Genomic DNA, 22,610 nt, shown 5'->3' with positions numbered 1-22,610 from the left:
ACGATCGGTCTCGCGGTTGATGATCGGGGCCTGAGTAAAGGGAGAGTCTCCGGCCCCCTTGTCGCATGTCGGCCCTGTTGCTCGGGCGTGACTGCGCCGCCCGGGCTCACGGCAGGACAACCGGCGCTTCACTTGGTTCGGCATGGTCATCGATACGTGAATCCGGGCGTGATGCGATTCGGTCGATGAAACCCGGGTACTTCGGTAAACCATGGAGCTAAGCGATACCGGGCGCTCTCGTGGAATGCGTGTGACGGGATGGCTTGACCGCCATCGCCAGGGAAGGCACAGCGGACCGCGGGCCACCCGGACGCCGCAGACGGCCGCTGGTGTGGTCGCGACGATACCGCCGGATGATGGCTGATCAGGCAGGCCCCGTGAGGGCAGATGACGGTACCGGTCCGGATACCGCCGAGAAGTCACCGGATCCCGGTCCGGAACGGGATCCGGTCGATGATCGGCTGCCGCTTGGCTGGCGACTGAGCGCGGCGTTCGCCTGGCGGGGCCTTGTATGTCTTGCCGGGCTGGTGGTGCTGGGCTACCTGATTGCTTATCTGGCCGTGGTGGTGATCCCGGTCGCTGTCGCATTGTTACTGGCGGCGCTGCTGCATCCGGTCGTGACCCGGCTGGTGCGATGGGGGCTGCCTCGCGCGGTCGCAGTGGCACTGGCGGTGATCGGAGGGCTCGTGATCATCGGCGGTGTGCTCGGCGCGGTGATCAACGCACTGTTGACTGGGCTTCCTGGTCTGCAGGGCAGGCTGGGTGACAGTATTCAGCAGATCAATGGGTGGCTGGCGGCCGGGCCGCTGCGGTTGTCTCCGCATACACTGCAGGATCTTGTCAATCGAGCGATCACCATGGCGAGAGCTCATCAGACCGGTCTACTCTCCGGGGCGCTCAGCACCCTGGCCGAGGGCCTGACAGCGATCGCGCTGGCAATCTTCACGCTGATCTTTTTCTTGTACGAGGGCGCCGCGATATGGCATTTCGTGGTCCGGGCGGCCCCGGCGCGCGAGCGGGCCCGGATAGAAACCGCGGGGCATGCCGGTTTCTCCGCGCTGACCTACTACGTGCGCGCGACGATACTCGTGGCAGCGGGCGACGCGCTCGGAATCGGGATCGGGTTGTTGGTTCTCGGGGTGCCATTGGCCTTGCCGCTGGCGGCGTTGGTCTTTCTCGGCGCGTTCGTTCCGATCGCGGGCACGGTGCTGGCCGGTGCGGTCGCGGTACTGGTCACTCTGGTCACCAACGGGCTCGGAGCGGCGCTGATCATGCTGGTCGTGGTGGTGGTCGTGATGCAGCTGGAAGGAAATGTGCTGCAGCCACTGTTGCTCGGCCACACGTTGCACCTGCACCCCTTGGCTATCGTTCTGGCCATCACGGTCGGAGCCGTCGCCGCTGGAGTCCCGGGTGCCTTGTTCGCGGTACCACTGCTGACCGTGCTCGTTTCCGGCACACGTCGCTTGCAGGGCCGGGCGCCGGAGAGCATGTCCCAGCAGCCGGCCGGTCCGCGAAGAGTGGCCCGGTGGTTCATACGCCTCGTCCGAGGCGGCCGCTGTCGATCGCGGCGAGGCGACAACGGGTCTGGTCGTATCGGACGGCGGTCCGATACGAGATGACCGTCGAGCACGAAGGCCGCGATCGCCGTACGGGGATACCGAACCACGGGACAAAGGTGCGTCGAGGATGCAGTGGATAGCGGTGGGAGCGGGACTGGGCGCGGCGGTCGGGTTCGCGGTCAACACCAGCTTCCAGCATCACGGGGTAACGGGAACCCACACCGATGCCACAGCCCGTTGGTGGGTGCGGGTGGCCACCCGGCCGGTGTGGCTGGCCGGTTCCGCGGCAGGGCTCGTTGCGGTGGCACTGCAGGCGTTCGCGCTCGCGATGGGGCCGGTGACCATCGTGCAACCGATACTGACCACGGAGCTCGTCTTCGCGCTCTCGGCCAATGGGTTTTTGCAGCGGCGCCGGCCGGAGCGGGCCGAGGTGGTGTGGGCAGGAATTCTGCTCGCGGGCTTGACGGCCTTTTTGTTGGCCGCCAGCCCACAATCCGGCTCGCCCGGCCAGATCAACCGGACGACTCTGCTCCTGAGCGCCTTGACGACGCTGGGGCTGGCCGCGGTGCTGGCCGTGCTCGCGAACGGAACACTGTCCCGCTATCGTGCGGCTCTGCTCGGTGCCAGCACGGGTTTGGGCTTCGGTATCGTGAGTGTGCTGGGAAAGTACTGCTTGCTCCAGATCCGGGACGGACCGCTACCGGTCCTGATGGACTGGCCGGTCTGGATGTTGCTGGCCATGGCACTGGCCTCGGTGATCGTAGAACAGGCCGCGTTCCGTGCAGGGCCCCTGGCGGCCTCACTGCCGCCACTGACGGTGCTCGATCCGCTCGTGGCCACCTGTGGCGGTGTCGTCGCGTTGAACGAGACGATGCGCGTCTCGGGGACCGCACTGGTGTTCGAAGGGATTTCCGGCGCGTGTTTGGTATTCGCGGCGATCGGGCTCGCTCGCCACACGGCCATCGATCGATAAGGCTCCGGGTGTTCGATGTGGGGTCTGCCGGTGGTGCTAGCCGACCACGGGGAGATAGGTCAAAAGCTGTCTGGTCAGTTCGTCGGTCGTGGTGTCGAACCGCGGTGGGTCGGCTGGGGTGGGGTAGTTCTCGGGTTCGGCGCGGACGGATTTGACAAAAGTGACGACGGCGTCTGGTTCGGGCAGCAGTTTTTCGGTGTGGTAAGCGAGGATCAGCAGGTCTTCGCCGGAGTATGTCTCGATACCGAATGCCCATCCGTACCGTTGGTCCCAGACCAGGGCGGCTTCGCGGTCTGGCCGGTGTGGCGCGGGGGTGGCGAGTGCGATGTAGGCATTGGCCAGTTCGGCGACCTCACAATAGGTGGCGCCCGGACCGAGGCCGAATCCGGCGGCGACCCGGTGTACATAGGTGCGCAGGGCCCAATCCAGCCAGTCGATATCGGATTCGTCGTACATTATCTTGTTCCCGACGCCCGTTCAGCGTGGTGTTCGGGCAGCGTCGCGGGGTATCCAGGCATCCTCGGCTGGCTATGGTCCCGGCTGGAGTGGTCGTTGATCGTGCGCAGGTGCCGGGTGTGGAGGCGGGCGGCGCCGACCGCGTCGGACACCGAGGCATACCGATGCAGTGCCTCTTCGATGCCGGTGATCTGCAATGTGCGCCGCACTGCCGTGGTCCGGCCGACCACTGCGAGTTCGCGGCGCTCGGCCAGGGCTCGTGCGCTGGCTTGCAGCACGACATCGGCCCCTGCCGCGCCGAGGAAGGTGGTTTCAGAGAGGTCGACCACGACCGTGCGCACCCGCTGGCCGTTGTTCTCGATGCTGCGCAACTCGCGTGCCAGCAGTGGGGCAGTGAGCAGATCCACCTCGCCGACAGTGCGGCATACCAGCACGTCCCGTTGTGGACAATACCGATACAGATGCAGCCATGGATGGGCACACACCAGCGAACCGTGGTGTGCGTGGCTCTGCTGCGCATGCGTGGATCCGATAGAGGATGGCGTCACTCGGCACAACTCCTGGCTTGACAGAGTGTCAGCAGGAAGCTGTACCGCCCCCGACCACGGCGCAGCTCCCTGCTGACTTGATCAGGAAACGCGGAACGCGGCACGTGGTTTGAACCGTCCCGCGAATATATTCCCTCCAGGCCCGGGAAGACAACTCCGTTCACGGAATTCCGATGGTGTTTTACGATTTTTTACTATCGGGACTCTCGGTGTTCCCCAGTGCTGGGTTCATCGGGTCCTGCGGCGAACAGGCGCTGTCTCGCCGATCCGGTGGTGTGATCCAGTGTTCGCAGATCGTGGGCGAACCCGCGGGGTGCTCGCCCGTCCAACCGGGCACTGGTGCGCACGGGCGCCGCCGAGGTGGCGAGTACGGGAAACCGATATGCCCGCAGATGTGCCAGCAGGCCGGCGTCTTCTCCGGTTGCCAACGGTGGAAATCCGCCTATTCTTGTGTACGCCTGCGCACGTACGCCGAGGTTCGCGCCGTGTGCGTGGCGATGTCCCTGCCGGGCCCGGTAGCGCGCGTCGAAGGCGTGCCGTGGACCGGCGCTGAGTCGCACCGTTCCGACGAAGGCATCCCAGCCGCATACCGCCGCCCGCAGCTGGTTCGTCAGCCAATCCGGTGGGACGGCGGAATCGGCATCGGTGCAGGCGATCCAAAGTCCGGTGGCGCCGAAATGTCGATGAGCCTCGTCTACGCCTGCGGCACGTGAGCGTCCGACGTTGTGCCACCGGACCGTGTGCGTCTGGGCTCTGGCCCGGGCAGCGCGCCACGGTGTCTCGTCGGTGCAGGTGTCGGCCACCACGATCACCGTGAAGCCGCCGCTTCGTCGTGGGCCGGGATGACCACGGCGATCGCCTGAACACCGGCGGTCATCGGGTTTTCGTTCGTACAGGTCGATCAGGACGTCGCGCTCGGCATCCCGGTACTGGCCGTGAGCGGCTGGGCGGACGGCTATTCGAACGCGGTGCTCCGCCTGATGACCGAGCTGGCCGTGCCGCGCAGAGGCCCATCGGACCGCGGTCGCACAAATACCCGCATCTCGGTGAACCCGGCCATCGGATTCCTGCAGGGGCTGGTGCAGTGGTGGGATCACTGGCTCAAGGACGCGGACAACGGCGCGATGGACGAGCCGATGCTGCGCGGACGGATGGTTCGGGCAGCCGATTTCCGGGTAGGCCAGTATCACAGGCCATGAAGCCGTGCTGAAGGGAGCAATTCCACCAATGAAGGCACTTGTCTATGACGGGCCCCGCGATGTGCGGATCAAGGACGTCCCTGACCCCGGTATCGAGAATCCCAATGATGCCGTCATCCGTGTCACGAGTACCAATATCTGCGGTTCCGACCTGCATATGTACGAGGGACGCACACCGATGGAATACGGACGCGTGCTCGGCCACGAGAACCTCGGGGAAGTGGTGGAGCTCGGTGAAGGGGTGGAACACGTTCGCCGCGGTGACCGGGTATGTCTGCCGTTCAACGTCTGTTGCGGGCACTGTGGGAACTGCGAACGAGGCAACACCGCCTTCTGCCTCAACGTGGACTCCGACACTCCCGGTGGCGCCTATGGTTTCGCCGGTATGGGTTCCTACAGCGGTGGACAGGCCGAATACCTGAGGGTCCCTTGGGCGGATGCGAACTGTCTCGTCCTGCCCGAGGACGCCGTGGAGAAAGAGAACGACTACGTGATGCTGGCCGATATCTTCCCGACCGGTTATCACGCCACGGAGCTCGCCGACGTTCAGCCCGGTGAGTCGGTTGCCGTTTACGGTGCCGGGCCCGTCGGACTGATGGCCGCGTACTCGGCCTATCTGCGGGGTGCGAGCGAGGTGATGATCGTCGATCGGCACCCGGACCGGTTGAAGCTGGCCGAGGCCATCGGTGCCACGGCCATCGACGATTCGAAGAGCTCCCCGGTGGACGCGATACTGGAACGCACGAATGGGATCGGAGCGGATAAGGGGTGTGAGTGCGTCGGCTTCCATGCCCATGACCCACGTGGGCGCGAACATCCGGAGTCGACCATGAACCGCTTGGTCAGTTCGGTCAAGGTGACCGGAACGCTCGGTGTCGTCGGGGCCTTTCTCCCGCAGGATCCCGGGGCGGAAGGTGAGCTCGCGCAGCACGGAAAGCTCCCCTTCGACATGGGAGAATTCTGGTTCAAGGGCCAGCGTATGGGGACCGGTCAGGCCAACGTCAAAGCTTATAACCGGTTCCTGCGAGAGCTGATTCACCGGGACCGGGCGAAACCGTCCTTCCTCGTTTCCCACGAGCTGTCACTGCTGCAGGCCCCGAGCGCCTATGAGAATTTCGATCAACGGCTGGATGGCTGGACCAAAGTCATCCTGAAACCGTGACACCGGCGCCAGCCGCCTCCTCGAATGGGCCGTGTGCCTGCGAGGACATGGCTTCTCCGGAAGACATAACGGTAGGGCTGTGATCAGCTTGTCCCGGGACGGCTTCGGTACAGGGTGAATCCACCCGGACCGTATCGCTCGCCGAGACGGATTCCGCCGCGCCGCGGTGCCGAGCCTTCTCGGTCCGCCTTACCGCTTTGCTGCCCTGTGCATGGTCCTGACTCGTTGTCCCGTCATCGCGCGGCAGCGGAGAACGAACAGCCCGCCTTCTACCAGAGGAGAACGACGTGCCGATCGACAGCATCAATCCCGCGACCGGGCAAGTGTCGAGAACCTTCGAACCCCTTGACCGTGCCGGCATCGAGCATGCGCTCGACGGTGCGCGCAAGGCCTTCGGTTCGCGCAGGTCGACATCGGTCGCCGAGCGGGCCCGGCAACTACGGGCGATCGGCTCAGTGCTGGAGCGGGACACCGAACGCCTGGCCCGGCTGGCCACTGAAGAAATGGGCAAGACGATCGGAGCCGCGCGTGCCGAGGTAGCCAAGGCCGCATCCGGCTGCTACTGGTATGCCGACCACGGCCCCGGCCTGCTCGCGGATGAGCCATGGACGGTGGATGGTGCCCGAGCGTTCACCCGATATCAGCCCCTCGGCCCGATCCTGGCCGTCATGCCGTGGAATTTCCCCTACTGGCAGGTCTTCCGGTTCGCTGCCCCCGCCCTGTTGGCAGGCAATACCGTGTTGCTCAAGCACGCATCGAACGTCCCGCAGTGTGCCCTGGCGATCGAGGAGGTCGTAGCGCAGGCCGGATGCGGTGACGGGGTACTCACCACGATGCTGATCCCCTCGTCGGAGGTCGAAGCGGTGGTGGCTGATGAGCGAGTGCGCGGGGTGACGCTGACCGGCAGCGAAGCGGCGGGCAGTGCGGTTGCCGCGGCGGCCGGGCGGCACATCAAACCCACGGTACTCGAGCTGGGCGGCACCGATCCCTTCATCGTGCTGGCCTCGGCCGATCTGGACCGTGCCGTTTCGGCCGCGGTCCATTCCCGAATCCTCAACAACGGCCAATCTTGCATCAACGCCAAGCGTTTCATCCTGCACGAGGACATCGCCGAGGAGTTTCTGCACAGGCTCACCGAGCAGTTCGAGGCCGTGCGGATGGGGGATCCGATGGACTCCGAGACCGAACTCGGACCGTTGTCCTCGCAGGAGGCCGTTCGCACACTGCATCGGCAGGTCACCGACACCATCGCCGCGGGAGCGCGGCTGGTCACGGGCGGAACGCCGGGCGAGGGAGACGGAAACTTCTATCCGCCAACGGTATTGTGTGAGGTTCCCCCGGATTCTCCCGGCCATTGCGAGGAGTTCTTCGGCCCGGTGGCGCTCGTCTGGCGGGCCGCCAGTGTGCGTGAGGCTCTCGATATCGCCAACGACTCGCCTTATGGGCTCGGTGCCAGCGTCTGGACCACCGACGAGGCCGAACAACGGCGCTGCATCGACGAGATCGACGCCGGGATGGTGTACGTCAACGAGTTCACCGCGTCCACGCCCGAGGTGCCGTTCGGCGGTGTGAAGCATTCCGGCTATGGTCGCGAGCTGGCCCGGTTCGGTGTCCAGTCCTTCACCAACCCGAAAACAGTGTGGCTGGCGGACTGAGGTTTCACGGCCGCGAGTACCGGGTAACCGACCGATATGACCACGGATGGGGACATCATGCGGCGGTCGCTCGAGATGTGCGGGCGGACCTACGCCGAGCAAGCAGGTATCCGGCTGGCCGACAAACCATCGCCACTCTACCGGCTCTCGGTGCTCGCCCTGCTGCTCTCGACGCGGATCAAGGCCGAGATCGCGGTCGCCGCGTCCCGGGAACTCACCGAGGCGGGGATGACCAGTCCGCGGCGGATGGCCGCGGCGACCTGGCAGCAGCGTGTCGATGCGCTCGGCAGGGCCGGGTACCGGCGCTACGACGAGCAGACGGCCACGGCGCTGGGGCAGGGAGCCGAGCTGCTGCACCGTGAGTATCAGGGCGACCTCCGTCAGCTGCGCAAGCGGGCGGACGGGTCCGCGAACGGGGTCAGGGAACGGCTCACCGAGCTGCCACGGATCGGGCCGACCGGAGCGAACATCTTCTGCCGGGAGGTGCAGGGCATCTGGCCGGAGCTGCGCCCGTGTTTCGACCGGAAAGCCTTACAGGGTGCGAAAGCGCTCGGTCTGCCAGAGGACCCCGAGGCACTGGGGAACCTTGTGGCCGCCGAGCGGCTTCCCGCGGCCGCGGCCGCACTGGTACGGGCCGGATTACGGCCGAGCGCGGCCGCGCAGGTGCGCGAAGCGGTCGCCGGATAGCGCGAGCACCGTGCAAAAGGAAGGAGCGCGTGTCATGGCCGACGAGGAACGCGGCGATGAGCAGGTCGAAAGCACACCGGAGGCGATCCAGGTCAGCGAGCAGCTGGACGAGGACACCCTTGCCGAGGATCCACTGGAGTCGGGCCGGGAACCGCCGGAGGACTGGACGGCGGCAACGGGGCACGGCCTGACCGCTGCCGAGCAACGTGACGGTGAGTCGCTCGAGGAGAAACTCCGCAGGGAACGTTCGGAGGGCTGACGCCGCGATTGCCACATTCCCTGCCAGGATAGGTGACCAGATATGCAAGCACGAATGGAAGGCCGCGGTGTCGCCCAGAAACTCATCGACCGGCACCGGATCGGCGAGCCGGTACCCGAGGGCGCGGAGCTGGCGCTGCGAATCGACCAGACGCTGACGCAGGACGCGACCGGTACTCTGGTCATGCAGGAGCTCGAGGCGCTCGGGCTGGATCGCGCTCGTACCGAACGCAGCGTCCAGTACGTCGACCACAACCTGCTCCAATCGGACGAGAAGAACGCCGAGGACCACGAATACCTGCGAACCGCGTGCCAGCGTTACGGAATCTGGTTTTCCAGGCCGGGTAACGGCGTCTCGCATCCAACCCATATGCAGCGGTTCGGTGTCCCGGCCAAGTCCCTGGCGGGTTCCGACTCACATACCCCCGCCGCCGGGGCACTCGGCATGCTGGCGATCGGTGTCGGCGGACTCGAGGTGGCGCTGGCCATCGCCGGCCAGCCGTTGTACGTGCGGATGCCGCAGATCTGGGGCGTGCGATTGACCGGTTCGCTTCCTCCGTGGTGTTCGGCCAAGGACGTGATCCTGGAGATGCTGCGCAGACACGGGGTGTCCGGCGGGCGCAACCGGATCATCGAATACCACGGTCCGGGACTGGACACGCTCACCGCGATGGACCGGCACGTGATCGCGAACATGGGAGCCGAACTGGGGGCGACCACCACGGTCTTTCCCGCCGACGAGCAGGTGCGTGCCTTTCTGGAGTCAGAACAGCGGGCCGAGGATTTCGTCCCACTGCTTGCCGACGAACACGCGCGCTACGACTTGACCGAGGAGATCGACCTGTCGAGTATCGAGCCGCTGATCGCGAAGCCTTCCGCGCCGGACAAGGTGGTGCCGGTACGTGAGGTCTCCGGTACACCGGTGCACCAGGTCGTGGTCGGATCCTCAGCGAACCCGGGGCTGCGCGATCTGAGTGTTGTCGCGGCGATGGTGCGGGGGCACCGGGTCGCGGACACGACGAGCCTCGACATCAACCCGGCTTCCCGGGAGATTCTCACCGACCTGACACGAACCGGCGCGACGGTGGAGCTCATCCGGGCCGGAGCGAGACTGCACCAGACCGGTTGCCTCGGTTGCATCGGTATGGGCCAAGCGCCCGCTCCGGGCCAGCAGTCCTTGCGTACGTTTCCCCGTAACTTTCCCGGCCGCTCCGGGACACCGGATGATTCGGTGTGGCTCTGCTCCCCGGAGACGGCCGCCGCTTCCGCGGTGACCGGGACGATCACCGACCCCACCGCGTTCGCCCGCCGACACGGTCTGGCACCGCCGGAACTCACCGTCCCGCAACGAACCGAGGTGACGGGTTCGGCGTTCGTGGCACCGCTGCCCGTGGAACAGGCCCGCGCTGTGGAACCGGTCAAAGGGCCGAATATCTCGGCGCTTCCCGACCTTTCCGCACTACCCGACACCGTCACGGGGCCAGTGCTGCTGCGTGCCGGAGACAATGTCTCGACCGACGAGATATCCCCGGCCGGAGCGAAGGCACTGCCGCTGCGTTCGAACATCCCGGAGCTCGCCGAATTCACGTTCACCCGCCTGGATCCGGATTATCCGGCGCGAGCGGCGCGGACCGAAGGCGAGCACATCGTCGTGGCCGGAGCGAACTATGGTCAGGGATCGTCACGGGAGCATGCCGCTATCACGCCACGTTACCTGGGCCTGCGAGTCGTCATCGCGATTTCATTCGCCCGAATACATTGGCAGAATCTGGTGAATTTCGGCATTCTTCCGCTCGAATTCGATCAGGAGCGGGATCTGGAGCGCGTCGAGGTGGGGGACCAGTTGCGAATTTCCGGCCTGCACACGGTTCTGCAGGGCGATGAGACGATCGTCGTGCAGGACATGACCAAGCAGGAGGAGTTCGGCGTGCGCCACCGCCTTTCGCCGCGGCAGGTACACACCGTGTTGGCGGGTGGACTGATTCCCGCACTGGCCGAGGACAAACCGGCCGTCGGGTGACCAACGGATGGTGGCCCCCGGCGACCGACCTCGGCGCTTGCCGTTCAGGCGACGTCGGCGCGCCGGTCGGCCAATTCGAACCTGCCGAGCATGCCGACCAGCCGCAGCGCCTTGCGTACGGGTGGGCTGGGCAGCACCGTGAGCCGCCTGCCGTGGCGAGAGCACTCGTGTTCGAGATCGGCCAGGAGGCGGATACCCGCCGAACCGAAGAAGGTGACCTCCCGTAAGTCGATCAGGATCGCGCGGGGCTCGTGCTGGCGCGCCTCGTCGATCCGCGCGGCGAACCGGGGCTCGGTTCGCAGGTCGATCTCGCCGTCGAATCGGATGATCGGCACGGTGTTGTAGGGATCGCGGTTTCCGGTTCCCGGTTTCGTGGTCACTGTCATGCCTCCGTACTACGAGATTGCAGTGTGCGTCGTCATGGGAACGACTTCGCAGAGTGCTCGACGGACGGCGGTGTTTCTGATCGAGTGGTGGAACACGCGCCATCCGGACGTAGCTGCTGTGTCAACCACGAGCCTTTTACCGTAACGCATTGCTGACGCGCGCATGAAACCTCCGAACGGGTGATGGTGTTCATTGCCCGTATAGCCGAATCGCCCTATCCTGAGGACATCGGTTCAGACCACGAGCCGGCGTTCAGTTCGCCGATTTCGGCGGGTTTCGCGGCGGGTTCGTGGCCTGGTGTGAGCTCCGTCGTGGATGGGGAGTCATTACCATGTCCGATCTTTCGGCTTCTTACTCTGCTGATCAGATGCTCTTGCCGCGGAAGAAAACCCATAGTCGACAGCAACGGCTGCGGGCCGTCCGGCAGCGCCCTTCTTCCGGTGTTGCGGTCTGTACCGTCATCGGTGACATCGATCTGCAGACCGAACCCGTGCTGTGTGACGAGCTGGAAAGCGTGGCCAGGGACAACCTGCTGGCCTCGGTCGTCGTCGACCTCCGCGCGGTCGGCTTCCTCGCGCTTTGCGGGGTGCAGACACTTGTCCGCACTGCCCGGCAGTTCGCCCTCGACCAGCGGGAGTTCGCCGTTGTCGTCCGTACGCTCGCGGTGCGCCGGTCGTTGGAAGTCACGGCCGCGGAAGAGGTTCTGTACTGGTACGAGAATCGACCCGAGGCCGTCGCGGCGGCCGCCGCCTGGGCACGGTACCGGACGGCGGTGGCCGAGGTCAGGTGACGGCGACGCGATTTCCGGAGGCAATCCGGGTGCTCTCCGTCCGGACCTGCAGGATGTCGCGTCCGGGACCGGAACGGATTTGCTGTCACGACGGCCGCGTGTCCGGGTAGCCGGGCGGACTCCGGAGAAGAAGCGGAACCGCTCCGTGGCGAGAGGTACACACCGGTTCGTGGCGCCGTGCGAGTCGTCATGCCCCTCGTTTTCGTCACTGTCCGAATACGGTCGCCGTTCCCGGGGTGGCTTCCGCTGAAACCTCGACGGTGGCAGCGGTGGCGGGACGGTTGAGACGGGGAACCTCCGGGTAGCCCCGCTGCATGGTGCGTGCGGCGCAACCGTGGGATGGCGAAGAGCCCGGCTGGCGGGCACCGATGCTGGCCGCGCTCACCGAACAGCGGTTTTCGGACAAGGCGTGGATCTACGAACGAAAATTGGACGGGGTGCGGGCCATCGGCGTGCGCGAGGGCTCTCGCGTGTGGCTGTGGTCGCGCAGCGGACAGGCTCTCGACCGGGTCTTTCCGGAAGTCGTCGCGGCCCTGCGTGCCGTGGAGTCATCCTGTTTCGCGGTCGACGGCGAAATCGTCGCCGCCGGCCGGGATCGCGGATTCGGTACTTTGCAGAAGCGGCTGGGGCTGACCGATCCGGCACGCATCGCCGCCACCGGTGTCGCGGTGTCCTATTACCTGTTCGATCTGCTCCACTGGCAGCGCCACGACGTCCGAGGGCTGGCTCAACGCCAGCGTAAACAGCTGCTCTCGGCGGCTTTCGGCTTCGGCGGTGTGCTCCGGTACTCGGCGCACCGCAATACCGAGGGGGAACGGTTCTACGCCGAGGCTTGCCGTCGCGGGTGGGAGGGGCTCATCGCGAAACGGGCGAGCGCCCCCTATCAAGCAGGCCGGTCGCACGACTGGCTGAAGTTCAAGTGCGCGTTCGGCCAGGAGTTCGTCGTCGGCGGATTCACCGAGCCTTCCGGGGCTCGTGCGGAATTCGGTGCGCTGTTACTCGGCTACCACCGGAGCGGAAGGCTGCGCTACGCGGGCAAGGTCGGCACCGGATTCACCACGGCGACGCTGCGCTCGCTCGGCGCCATGCTGCGCCGGTACCAGACCGAGGTGAGCCCCTTCGCGGACCGGATACCGGAACGGGATTGTCACTGGGTGCGTCCGCGGCTGGTCGTCCAGACCGAGTTCAGCGAATGGACCCGGGACGGGAGACTGCGTCATCCGCGCTATACCGGGCTTCGTACGGACAAAGACCCGGCGGACGTGGTTCGCGAACAGCATTGAGCGGAGGAAAAAGCGATGGCCACCGGATCGACGAGCACGAGCAACCCGGAAAAGCTCTTCTTCCCGGAATCGGGGCTGACCAAGCAGAACGTCGTGGAGTACTACCGGGCCGTGGCCGAGAACATGGTGGCGCACCTGCGCGACCGGCCGTTGATGCTGCGCCGTTATCCCGATGGCATTCAGCACGAGGGCTGGTTCCAGAAGGAGGCATCGGAACACTTTCCGGACTGGCTGCGCATCGAGACGGTGCCCGTGCACGGCACCGGTTCGCCGGTGCACCACGTCGTGTGCGACAACCCGGAAACACTGCTGTATCTGGCCAATCAGGCGACCGTCGAATTCCACGTGTGGTTATCGAAGACCGGTGCGCTGGAGAACCCGGACCGGTTGGTCATCGATCTGGATCCGCCGCGCGGAACGGCCGTATCGATGCTGCGCCGGGTGGCACGCCAGGTTCGTGACCGCCTGCGTGCCCTGGAGCTTCCCGTGTTCCTCCAGGCCACGGGCGGGCGCGGGTTTCATGTCGTGGCGCCGCTCGATGCGCGGTCCGGCTACGGGCGAGTACGCGAACTCGCGGCCGGGGTCGCCGAGCGGCTTGCCGCTTCCGAACCGGATCGGCTCACCACCGAACACCGCAAGGAAAACCGCGGCCACCGGATCTACCTGGACGTGAACCGCAACGCGTACGCGCAGACCTTCATCGCACCGTACTCGCTGCGCGCCCGTCCGGGAGCGCCGATCGCCACCCCGCTCGACTGGAGTGAACTCGGCAGGGCCACGCCGAATGGCTGGGCTCCGAGAGCGATGCGTTCCCGGCTGGCGCGCAAGACCGATCCCTGGTCCTCGATCGGTGCGGCACCCGGTTCGGCCGAACGGGCGGCCGAACTGTTCCAGAGTGGGGAGTAGGCGCCCACGGGTGCCGTGTTTGACCGGTCCGGGAGTGGGGAACACCAGGCCGGTAGACGGCGACAGCGTGGAGGAGGCCCTCGATGGCGCGCCCGGTGTGGCGAGGGGCGATCACCTTCGGACTGGTCACGATCCCGGTGGAACTGCACAGCGCCACCGAGGATCACGGTGTGCGATTCCGGCAGTACCAGCGGGACACCGACGACCGGGTCCGGTACCGCCGAGTGAACGAGCGAACGAGCGAAGAAGTCGACTACCAGGACATCGTCAAGGGGTATGAGTTCGAGGACGGCACTGTGGTGCACGTCGAGCAGCGCGAACTGGACGAGATCGCCCCGGGCCGGTCGCGCACGATCGATATCGATTCTTTCGTCCGTACCGAACAGATCGATCCGGTGTACTTCCAGCGAAGCTACTGGCTTGCGCCGGGCAGCGAGGAGCACGGGCGAGCGTATGCGCTGTTGCAGCGGGCCATGGCGCAGAGCGGACGAGCCGGAATCGCCCGGTTTGTCATGCGGGGTAAGGAATATCTGGCGGCCTTGCGGGCCGGCGAAACCACTCTTGCCCTGGACACTCTGCTGTTCGCCGATGAGGTTCGTACGCCCGCCGAGGGGCCGGAGGTGCAGGTTCGGGACAAAGAGGTGCAGATGGCGTTGAGCCTGATCGACTCGATGTCCGCGGAATGGCGACCGGAGGACTATGCGGACACCTATGCCGAACGTGTCCGGAAGCTGCTGGAGGACAAGCGGGCCGGGCATGCCGTGCGACCGGCTCGTGACCCCGAACCGGCGACCGAGGTCGTGGACCTGTTCGAAGCCCTGTCCCGCAGCGTGCGCGGCGCGGGGGAACCGAAGGGACGGCGGAGCGGGCGAAGCCGTACCGCCTCCCACAGGCAGGACGAGCCCGGAGGCCGCGCGGAGCTCACCAAGAAGGAACTGGAGCGCAGGGCGCGTGAACTGGGCGTCCCCGGCCGTTCGAAACTCGGGCGCGACGAACTGGCCGAGGCGGTCGCCGAGGCCGAGCGAAAGGGCAGGCGGGCCTCGTGAACGACTGTGAAGACTGCGCACGAGGGCTCGACCACTGTCACGGCACGCTGCTCTCCGGTGAGCCGGAGCCGCACCAGGAGGCGCCCGGTCCGGTGTGCACCGACCCAGCTTGTGGCGATGTCGGCGCGGACCGGCACTGGTTCGTCGAACGCTTGCGGTGAACCGCCGGGCCGCGTCATACAGGCTGGCCGACAAGGGATTCGGCTGCCTCGACGATCCCGGCCGCGTCGATGCCCGCCTCGGCGAGCAGTTCTTCTGGTCGCCCGGACAACGGCATGGACCGGACGGCGAGCTTGCGGACCACGGGACGGACAGCCGATTCGGCGAGGACTTCGAGTACGGCGTCGCCGAGACCGCCCTGTGGCCGGTGGTCTTCGACGGTGACCAGGGCTCCGGTAGCCTCGGCCGCGGTGTGCACCGCGTCGGCATCGATCGGCTTGACCGAATAGCAGTCCAGCACGCGGGCGGCGATTCCGCGCGCGGCAAGGGTCTCGGCCGCCCGCTCGCATTCGTCCACGGTGGTTCCCGCGCCGATGAGTGTGATGGTGTCTTCGGGACTGCGCCGCACGATACGGCTCCCGCCGATAGATACCGGTTCCTCCGGCGCGGTCCGCACCGTTGTCGGACCGCGCAGCGTGCGCAGATAGCCGATACCGCGATGCTCGGCGAGCGCCGGGACCAGCGCGGCCGTCTGGTTGGCGTCCGAGGGGTGCAATACCACGCTGCCGGGCACCGCCCGCAGCATGGCCATGTCCTCGAGCGCCATCTGCGAGGGCCCGTCCTGGCCGATCGCCACGCCCGCGTGCGAGCCGACCAGGCACAGCTGGGCACGGGAGATCGCCGCCATGCGAACGAAGTCCGCGGCACGGCTGAGGAACGCGGCGAAGGAGGACGCGAAGGGCACCCAGCCGCGCGTCTGCATCCCGACCGCCGCGCCGACCATCTGCTGCTCGGCGATGAACATCTCGAAGTAGCGTTCCGGGTACGCGGTGGCGAAGATCTCCGACTTGGTCGAGTTCGACACCTCCCCGTCGAGGGCGAGCACATCACCGCGTTCGGCGGCCAGTGCGGTCAGCGCCTCTCCATAGGCGGTGCGGGTCGCCACCTGCTTCTCCAGGTCCCAGCGGGGACCGTGATCGCTACCGGATACCGGGAAAGGACGTGGCACGTCCGCGGTCTCCGGTGCGCGGGGCCGTACCTGGACATCGCGCCTGCCGCCGAGCTCGGTGACCGCTTGCTCCGGCTCATCGAGCGGTTTTCCGTGTTTCCCGAGTTGATCCTCGACGGCGGCGACCCCACGGCCTTTCCTGGTCTTCGCGAATACCGCTGTCGGCCGGTCCTCGGTACGAGTGGCCTCGGTCAGCGCCTCGTCGATCGCGGCGAGGTCGTGCCCGTCCACCACGATCGGACGCCAGCCGAAGCTGCGGGCCCGCTCCGCGTAGGCGTCCATGTCCCAGCCGAGCATGGTCTGCCTGGTCTGCCCGAGCCGGTTGGTGTCCACGAGGGCGGTCAGGTTGTGGAGGTGTCGCCACCCCGCATGGGCGAAGGCCTCCCAGACCGAGCCTTCGGCGAGTTCGGAGTCGCCGCACAGGACCCAGGTCCGGTGCTCCGGCAGCCTTTCCAGGTCCCTTGCCGCCAGAGCGACCCCGACGCCGATCGGTAGTCCCTGGCCGAGTGAACCGGTCGCGACACGGGTCATCGGGGCGCGCGGTGTCGGATGGCCCTCCAGCCTGCTGCCCAGTCCGCGGAAGGTGAGCAGCTCCTCGTCCGTCACCAGGCCGAGGGCCTTCAGGACCGCGTAGTACAGGGGTGAGGCATGCCCCTTGGAGAAAATGAGCTCGTCACCACGGAGATCGGCCGGATCGCCCAGATCCCGGCGAAAGTGACCGTCGAGCAGGACGGCCAGCAGATCCGCGGCGGACATGGAGGAGGTCGGATGACCGGACCCGGCGGCCGTGCTGCACCGCACCGAATCGACCCGCAGCGCGGCCGCCAGTTCGGCACGGAATTCTTCGCGGTTCATCGGGCACCCCCTTCGGCGAAGTGATCGCGTTTCTCGGCGATGGCCTCGAGCAGACCGATGAACGAGTCGGTGAACCGGTGGACACCGTCGCGCTCGAGCGCGGTGGTCAGCTCCTGGTAATCGACACCGGCCTCGGCGAAGCGCTCCAGGGTTCGCCGTGCGTCCTCCAGCCCGTCGCGCAGGCTCGGATCGACCGTGCCGTGATCGCCGAAAGCCTCGATGGTCGGGCGCGACATGGTCGTGATCGTGTCCGGCCCGACCAGTGCCTCCACATAGGAGACGTCCCGAAGTGCGGGGTCTTTCACCGAGGTCGAAGCCCACAGGCACCGCTGTGGCTGGGCTCCGGCCGCCGCGAGGTCCTGCCATTCCGCTTCGTCGAGGTGGTCCAGGTAGTTCTGATAGGCCAGCTTCGCGTTGGCGATGGCCAAGGTGGACCGCAGTTCCGCCGGCCCCTCGCGCTCCTCGAGGCGGCGATCGGCCGCGGAATCGACGCGAGAGACGAAAAACGAGGCTACCGAGGGCGTCGAGACCGGGTCGCCGCCCGCTGCCCGGAGCTTGCACAGTCCGCGCTGGTACGCGCGTGCCGCGGCGCGGTGACGGTCCACGGAGAACAACAGTGTGACGTTGACCGGGATGCCCAGCGCGACGGTGTTCTCGATCGCGGCCAGTCCCGCGAGGGTCCCGGGGATCTTGACGAACAGGTTGGGCCGGTCGATCAGCGCGTGCAGACGCTTCGCTTCCTCGACGGTGGCTACCGAGTCGTCGGCGAGGCGTGGATCGACCTCGAGCGAGACCCATCCGCGCAGCCCCGCGCCATCGTGGTCGAAATTCGGCCGTAGCAGATCGCATGCGTCCCGGATGTCCTCGGCGACCAGGGAAAGATAGATCTCTTTCGGATCGCGCTGTCGGCGCAGTTCCTCCGCGAGCCGGTCGTCGTAGGCGTTCCCTTCGGTGATCGCCGTGTGGAAGATCGTCGGGTTGGATGTCACACCCGTGATCCCGCGGTCGATCAGCGTGGCCAGCTCGCCGGAGCGCACCATCGCTCGGGACAGGTCGTCGACCCACACGTTCTGGCCGTGTTCGTCGAGCAGCCGCAGTGGCTCGGTCATCCATCCTCCCTGTGTCGTCAGGATCTCGCAGGTTTCGGGTGGACCGGTCCGCTTCCGTGGGAGAAGCGACCGGCCCACCGGTGTCAGGCGCGCAGCCGGGTGCCGACGAGGTCGATCAATCGTGTGCTGAACACCGGAAGATCGTCCGGTTTCCTACTGGTGAGCAGGAAACCGTCCAGAACCGCTTCTTCATCGACCCAGGTGGCACCCGCGTTCCGCAGATCGGTGCACAGGCTCGGCCATGAAGTGAGCCTGCGGCCGCGCACCACGTCCGCTTCGGCGAGCACCCACGGCGCGTGACAGATCGCGGCGACCGGGATGGCGCGGTCGAAGAATTCCCGGACGAAGGCCACGGCGGTGTCGTCCATGCGCAGTGCATCGGGATTGGCCACTCCCCCCGGAAGCACCAGTGCGTCATAGGCCTGCGGCTCGACTTCGTCGACGGTGTTGTCCACGGCGAAGGTGTCCGCCTTGTCGAGATGATGGAAAGCCTGTACCTGTCCGTGCGCACCGGGAACGGAAAGCAGTTCGGCGGTGCCGCCGCACTGTGTCACCGCGCGCCACGGCTCCACCAGTTCGACCTGCTCGACTCCTTCCGTGGCGGTGAGGAAGGCGACACGTTTACCGGTGAGCGCGGCGGTCTGCTCACCGGTCCCGGAATCGCCCGAGGCCGCCACGCGTACTTCCTCGGCCACTTGTGGCCATTGCTGTTCGTGCGGCTCGGCTTGGAGATCGTCGTCGAGTGCCGTGCGCCGCGGGTTCGCCTGTGGGCCTTGCATTCGTTCCTCGCTTCATCGGTGGCCGGCATGTGTGTCCTTCTCGATTTCGGGGTACCCGCAGAAGTGACCATGAAACGCGGAGACGACCAGAGGGCACTGTCCCGGAAACCGGCCGCCATGCTGCACGGCGAGCTCGGCCTGCCAGCTACGGTGGAGGCCGTCCTGTTCGACCTCGACGGAGTGCTCACCGATACCGCTGCGGTGCATCGCGCGGCGTGGCGGCAGACCTTCGACGATCTGGTGCGCAGCTATGAGGGTCCGGCGGCGCGCCCGTTCAGCGACGAGGAATACGCACGGCTGGTGGACGGGCGCTCGCGCGAGGACGGAGTGCGCGCGTTCCTGGCGGAGCGGGGGATCGAACTGCCCGACGGGACGAAAGCGGACGGCCCGCGGGAACCGACCGTGCATGGTGTCGCCACGGCCAAGAACAACCGGCTGCGCGCGGAACTCGAGCGCGGGGGAGTGCGGGCTTATCCCGGTTCGGTGCGCTTCCTTTCGGCGGTGCGGCGATCAGGCCTGCGGGTCGGCGTGGTCAGTGCCTCGGCGAACGCCACGGAGGTCCTGGCGGTGGCGGGGCTGACCGCGCTCGCTCCGGTGGTCGTGGATGGTCTCGTCATCGAACGTCAGGGACTGGTGGGCAAGCCTGCTCCGGATTCCTTCCTCGCCGGCGCCGCGGCCTTGCACACCGAACCGGGGCACGCGGCGGTGTTCGAGGACGCCCTTGCCGGGGTCGCCGCGGGCCGGGCAGGTGGTTTCGTCCCGGTGGTGGGGGTGAACCGCTCGGATCAGGCCGCGGCGTTGCGGGAACGGGGCGCGGACGTGGTCGTGTCCGATCTGGCGGACCTGCTGGAGGGATCGGATGGCTGAGTCGAGGAACAACCGGGACGCCCAGCCGTGGAGCCTGCGCAGGCGGCAACACGAACTGACGGCGCTGGAACGCACCGAATCGCTTTTCGCGCTGTCCAACGGGCATATCGGTATCCGCGGCACCCTCGAGGAGGGAGAGCCGCGGGCCCTGCCCGGTACCTATCTCAACGGTTTCCACGAACAGCATCCGCTACCGTACGCGGAAACCGGGTACGGGGACCCCGAAGACGGCCAGACGATGGTCAATGCGACAGATGGCAAGATCATCCGGTTGCTCGTGGAAGACGAACCGTTCGATGTGCGCTATGGCGAGACCACATCGCACGAGCGTGTGCTGGATTTCCGGACCGGGACGCTGGCCCGGTCGACCGAATGGATCTCCCCGACCGGGCGCCGGGTACTGGTCCGCTCGCAGCGGATCGTCTCGTTCACCCAGCGCGCGGTCATGGCGCTGCGCTACGAGGTCTGGCCATTGGACGCGGATATGCAGTTGGTCGTGCAGTCGGATCTGCTGGCGAACGAACCGATTGCGCCACAGAGCAACGACCCTCGCGTCTCGGTGGCTCTGGATGCCCCGCTCGTTCCGGAGTTCGCCGACGCGAGCGAATACCACGCGGTCCTGAACCACCACACGCGCAACTCCGGGCTGCGCATGGCCGCGGCGATGGACCACCGGATCGAGACTCCGCACGGCTTGCGCACCGACATCTCCGCGGAGGCAGACCTTGCCAGGCTCTCCTTGGCGGTGGATGTGCCTCGCGGCGAACGGTTGTGTGTGACCAAATACGTCGGCTACGGCTGGTCCGCGCGGCGTTCGGCGCCGGCCCTGCGTGCTCAGGTGGACGCCGCGCTCGCCGGGGCGTTGCAGACCGGCTGGGAAGGGCTGCTCGAAGAGCAGCGTGACTACCTGGCGGAGTTCTGGTCTGCCGCGGACATCGAACTGCACGGTGACGCGGAGCTTCAGCAGGCGGTGCGGTTCGCACTGTTCCACGTACTGCAGGCCGGCGCTCGCGGGGAAAGCCGTGCCATCCCCGGAAAGGGGCTCACCGGACCCGGCTACGAAGGACATGCCTTCTGGGACACCGAAACGTTCGTCCTTCCGGTGCTGACCTACACGATGCCCGAAGCCGCACGGTACGCACTGCGATGGCGCTACAGTACGCTCGACAAGGCAAGGGGTCGCGCGCGGTTGCTCGGTCAGCGCGGAGCGGCGTTTCCCTGGCGTTCGATCGACGGAGCGGAGTGCTCGGCCTACTGGCCGGCCGGGACAGCGGCGTTCCATGTCAGTGCCGATGTCGCCGATGCCGTTTCCCGCTACTTCGCGGCGAGCGGGGACTCCAGGTTCGACGCGGGATACGGCACCGAGATCCTGGTGGAGACCGCCCGATTGTGGCATTCGCTCGGACACTACGACCGCGAGGGAAATTATCGGATCGACGGCGTGACGGGCCCCGACGAATACACCGCGGTTGCCGATAACAATGCCTACACGAATCTCATGGCTCAGCGCAATCTGCGTGAGGCCGCCAGGGCTTGCTCCCGTAACCCGAGGGTGGCGGGCGTGCTCGGCGTCGATGCGCAGGAACCCGAAGCCTGGAGCGAGGCCGCCGACCACATGTTCGTCCCGTTCGACGAGGCGATCGGTGTGCACCAGCAGTCAAGCGAATTCACCGCGCACGCGGAATGGGACTTCGACAAGACAGGCGAATCGGATTACCCGCTGTTGCTGCACTACCCGTATTTCGACCTCTACCGCAAACAAGTGGTCAAACAGGCCGATCTGGTACTCGCGATGTACCTGCGAGGGGACGCATTCGATGCGCGGCAGAAGGAGCACAACTTCATCTACTACGAAGCCAGGACCGTGCGTGATTCCTCGCTTTCGGCTGCGCCGCAGGCGGTTCTGGCCGCGGAGACCGGCTTCCTGGATCTGGCCTACGACTACTTCGCCGAGGTCTGTCTGACGGACCTGAACGACCTGCACGGCAATGTCTCCCAGGGGGTGCATATCGGCTCGCTTGCGGGCGCGTGGACCAGTGTGGTCGCCGGGTTCGGAGGGATGCGCGATCACGACGGCTACCTGTCATTCGCGCCGCGTCTTCCCAGCGCGCTCGAGCGGCTGACGTTCCGCTTGCGGATGCGGGACAGTCTGGTGGAAGTCCAGATCACCCCGGACTGGGCCACTTACCGGCTGCTTTCCGGTGAACCACTGGAGCTGGCCCACTACGGGGACCCGATCCTGGTGACACCCGACGAGGCCGTGAGCAAACAGGTGCCGCCGCTACCCGGATCCGCGCGGCCGGAGCCCGAGCAGCCATCGGGGCGGCGACCACGGAGGCGCAACACCCGAGCATGACCTCCCAGCACCGGGATGCTTGATCGGTGGTCGATCCGATGCTTGGCACGGCTGCGGCCGGGGCATGCAATCACATCATGGGTCCACTAGTTCCCGGACTGCCCGGGCGACACGAGCGAGCGCACCAGTGGGGAGGGCGAAGCTCCGGAGGGCAGGACGGTATTGCCGAAAGCCTCCGTGACGATGCGCACCACGATCACCGTGCTGCTGCTGATCGGGCTGAGTGCCCGGCAGTTCGGAGCTTGCGGCGCAGGTGGGCGCCGGGTTGCTCGAGCACACCGGATACCTCGGAACCGTCGCGACCCGATCGGTTCCCTCCATCGTGACCGCCGCGGGTGCGTTGTGGTGGCGACCGTCCCTGGGGTGCAGGCCATCGTCTGACGGCCTGGCCGCATGCCATGCATTCGGGTCACATCGGCGACTACGCCACCTGGCTGCTCATCGGGGTGCTCATACTCGGTATCACCGTCGCGTCCTGATTCGTGTGCATGGACGCGCCGCAAGTGGGTAGTCGATTCCCGCGAGGGAAAGGACAACTGATGCGTTC

At 66.6% G+C, this 22,610-nt stretch carries 21 protein-coding genes and 1 pseudogene; 15 read left to right on the top strand and 7 right to left on the bottom strand.

Going from position 1 to position 22,610, the window contains the following annotated elements; genetic code table 11:
- The first annotated feature begins 377 nt into the window (after window positions 1-377).
- Together A37U_RS0129880 and A37U_RS0129875 are read left to right on the top strand one after the other, a co-directional pair.
- Window positions 378-1,619: an AI-2E family transporter gene (locus A37U_RS0129880; protein WP_020500346.1), complete on the top strand. Its 1,242-nt coding sequence runs from the start codon at window positions 378-380 to the stop codon at window positions 1,617-1,619.
- Between the two features lie 67 nt (window positions 1,620-1,686).
- Window positions 1,687-2,532 (top strand): DMT family transporter, encoded by an 846-nt coding sequence (locus A37U_RS0129875; RefSeq protein ID WP_026197745.1) that lies wholly within the window; start codon window positions 1,687-1,689, stop codon window positions 2,530-2,532.
- A gap of 36 nt (window positions 2,533-2,568) precedes the next feature.
- On the opposite strand, the gene A37U_RS46065 is transcribed toward A37U_RS0129875, so the two are convergent.
- The 3 genes from A37U_RS46065 to A37U_RS55125 all read right to left on the bottom strand — a co-directional run bounded on the left by A37U_RS46065 (window position 2,569) and on the right by A37U_RS55125 (window position 4,339).
- Window positions 2,569-2,988, bottom strand: a complete 420-nt coding sequence (locus A37U_RS46065) for a DUF6292 family protein (RefSeq protein WP_020500344.1) — start codon at window positions 2,986-2,988, stop codon at window positions 2,569-2,571.
- Window positions 2,988-3,422 (bottom strand): STAS domain-containing protein, encoded by a 435-nt coding sequence (locus tag A37U_RS48710; RefSeq protein WP_020500343.1) that lies wholly within the window; start codon window positions 3,420-3,422, stop codon window positions 2,988-2,990. The genes A37U_RS46065 and A37U_RS48710 overlap by 1 nt, the downstream gene beginning before the upstream one ends.
- 308 nt (window positions 3,423-3,730) lie before the next feature.
- Window positions 3,731-4,339, bottom strand: coding sequence for a glycosyltransferase family 2 protein (locus tag A37U_RS55125; protein WP_157183111.1), 609 nt, complete (start codon window positions 4,337-4,339; stop codon window positions 3,731-3,733).
- Between the two features lie 108 nt (window positions 4,340-4,447).
- Between A37U_RS55125 and A37U_RS0129855 the strand changes: the two are divergent.
- The 6 genes and pseudogenes from A37U_RS0129855 to A37U_RS0129830 form a co-directional block, all read left to right on the top strand.
- Window positions 4,448-4,732: pseudogene (locus tag A37U_RS0129855) on the top strand (CocE/NonD family hydrolase); the annotation flags it as partial.
- Between the two features lie 31 nt (window positions 4,733-4,763).
- Entirely contained in the window at window positions 4,764-5,897 is a 1,134-nt protein-coding gene (locus A37U_RS0129850; RefSeq protein WP_020500341.1) for a glutathione-independent formaldehyde dehydrogenase, read from the top strand.
- 287 nt (window positions 5,898-6,184) lie between these two features.
- Window positions 6,185-7,552, top strand: coding sequence for an NAD-dependent succinate-semialdehyde dehydrogenase (locus A37U_RS0129845; RefSeq protein ID WP_020500340.1), 1,368 nt, complete (start codon window positions 6,185-6,187; stop codon window positions 7,550-7,552).
- Window positions 7,553-7,588: 36 nt separating this feature from the next.
- The gene (locus A37U_RS0129840) at window positions 7,589-8,239 is read left to right on the top strand and encodes a hypothetical protein (protein ID WP_020500339.1); all 651 of its coding nucleotides are present in this window, start codon (window positions 7,589-7,591) and stop codon (window positions 8,237-8,239) included.
- Between the two features lie 34 nt (window positions 8,240-8,273).
- Entirely contained in the window at window positions 8,274-8,498 is a 225-nt protein-coding gene (locus A37U_RS0129835) for a hypothetical protein (RefSeq protein WP_020500338.1), read from the top strand.
- A gap of 42 nt (window positions 8,499-8,540) precedes the next feature.
- On the top strand, window positions 8,541-10,517 hold the full coding sequence (locus A37U_RS0129830; RefSeq protein WP_026197743.1) for an aconitate hydratase: 1,977 nt from the start codon (window positions 8,541-8,543) through the stop codon (window positions 10,515-10,517).
- Between the two features lie 44 nt (window positions 10,518-10,561).
- Here the strand turns inward: A37U_RS0129830 and A37U_RS48705 are convergent, their stop codons facing one another.
- Window positions 10,562-10,903: an STAS domain-containing protein gene (locus A37U_RS48705; protein ID WP_051111775.1), complete on the bottom strand. Its 342-nt coding sequence runs from the start codon at window positions 10,901-10,903 to the stop codon at window positions 10,562-10,564.
- A gap of 332 nt (window positions 10,904-11,235) precedes the next feature.
- Between A37U_RS48705 and A37U_RS46045 the strand changes: the two genes are divergently transcribed.
- The 5 genes from A37U_RS46045 (at window position 11,236) to A37U_RS52725 (ending at window position 15,090) form a co-directional block, all read left to right on the top strand.
- On the top strand, window positions 11,236-11,694 hold the full coding sequence (locus tag A37U_RS46045; protein WP_083934007.1) for an STAS domain-containing protein: 459 nt from the start codon (window positions 11,236-11,238) through the stop codon (window positions 11,692-11,694).
- Window positions 11,695-12,008: 314 nt separating this feature from the next.
- A complete protein-coding gene (ligD, locus tag A37U_RS0129810) occupies window positions 12,009-12,977 on the top strand; it encodes a non-homologous end-joining DNA ligase (RefSeq protein WP_020500334.1) in 969 nt (322 codons plus the stop codon).
- 15 nt (window positions 12,978-12,992) lie between these two features.
- A complete protein-coding gene (gene ligD / locus A37U_RS0129805) occupies window positions 12,993-13,883 on the top strand; it encodes a non-homologous end-joining DNA ligase (protein ID WP_020500333.1) in 891 nt (296 codons plus the stop codon).
- Between the two features lie 83 nt (window positions 13,884-13,966).
- Entirely contained in the window at window positions 13,967-14,929 is a 963-nt protein-coding gene (gene ku / locus A37U_RS0129800; protein WP_020500332.1) for a non-homologous end joining protein Ku, read from the top strand.
- Complete coding sequence (locus A37U_RS52725) at window positions 14,926-15,090, top strand: hypothetical protein (RefSeq protein WP_020500331.1); 165 nt, start codon at window positions 14,926-14,928, stop codon at window positions 15,088-15,090. The genes ku and A37U_RS52725 overlap by 4 nt, the downstream gene beginning before the upstream one ends.
- A gap of 14 nt (window positions 15,091-15,104) precedes the next feature.
- On the opposite strand, the gene A37U_RS0129790 is transcribed toward A37U_RS52725, so the two are convergent.
- From A37U_RS0129790 to A37U_RS0129780, 3 genes are all read right to left on the bottom strand, one after another.
- Window positions 15,105-16,952 (bottom strand): transketolase, encoded by a 1,848-nt coding sequence (locus A37U_RS0129790; protein WP_020500330.1) that lies wholly within the window; start codon window positions 16,950-16,952, stop codon window positions 15,105-15,107.
- Window positions 16,949-18,061 carry a transaldolase gene (gene tal, locus A37U_RS0129785; RefSeq protein ID WP_020500329.1) on the bottom strand — a complete coding sequence of 371 codons (1,113 nt, stop codon included), beginning with the start codon at window positions 18,059-18,061 and terminating at the stop codon, window positions 16,949-16,951. Before tal ends, A37U_RS0129790 begins: the two co-directional genes overlap by 4 nt.
- A gap of 83 nt (window positions 18,062-18,144) precedes the next feature.
- A complete protein-coding gene (locus A37U_RS0129780; RefSeq protein ID WP_020500328.1) occupies window positions 18,145-18,756 on the bottom strand; it encodes a type 1 glutamine amidotransferase domain-containing protein in 612 nt (203 codons plus the stop codon).
- Window positions 18,757-18,957: 201 nt separating this feature from the next.
- On the opposite strand from A37U_RS0129780, the gene A37U_RS0129775 reads away from it, so the two are divergent.
- Entirely contained in the window at window positions 18,958-19,707 is a 750-nt protein-coding gene (locus tag A37U_RS0129775) for an HAD family hydrolase (RefSeq protein ID WP_040589136.1), read from the top strand.
- Window positions 19,700-22,063: a glycoside hydrolase family 65 protein gene (locus A37U_RS0129770; RefSeq protein WP_020500326.1), complete on the top strand. Its 2,364-nt coding sequence runs from the start codon at window positions 19,700-19,702 to the stop codon at window positions 22,061-22,063. Before A37U_RS0129775 ends, A37U_RS0129770 begins: the two co-directional genes overlap by 8 nt.
- Window positions 22,064-22,610 lie beyond the last annotated feature (547 nt).

The organism is Sciscionella marina DSM 45152 (assembly GCF_000379465.1).
Classification (GTDB): Bacteria; Actinomycetota; Actinomycetes; order Mycobacteriales; family Pseudonocardiaceae; genus Sciscionella; species Sciscionella marina.
The sequence above is the reverse complement of the archived record's forward strand: the minus strand, read 5'-3'. Positions and strand labels throughout refer to the sequence as shown.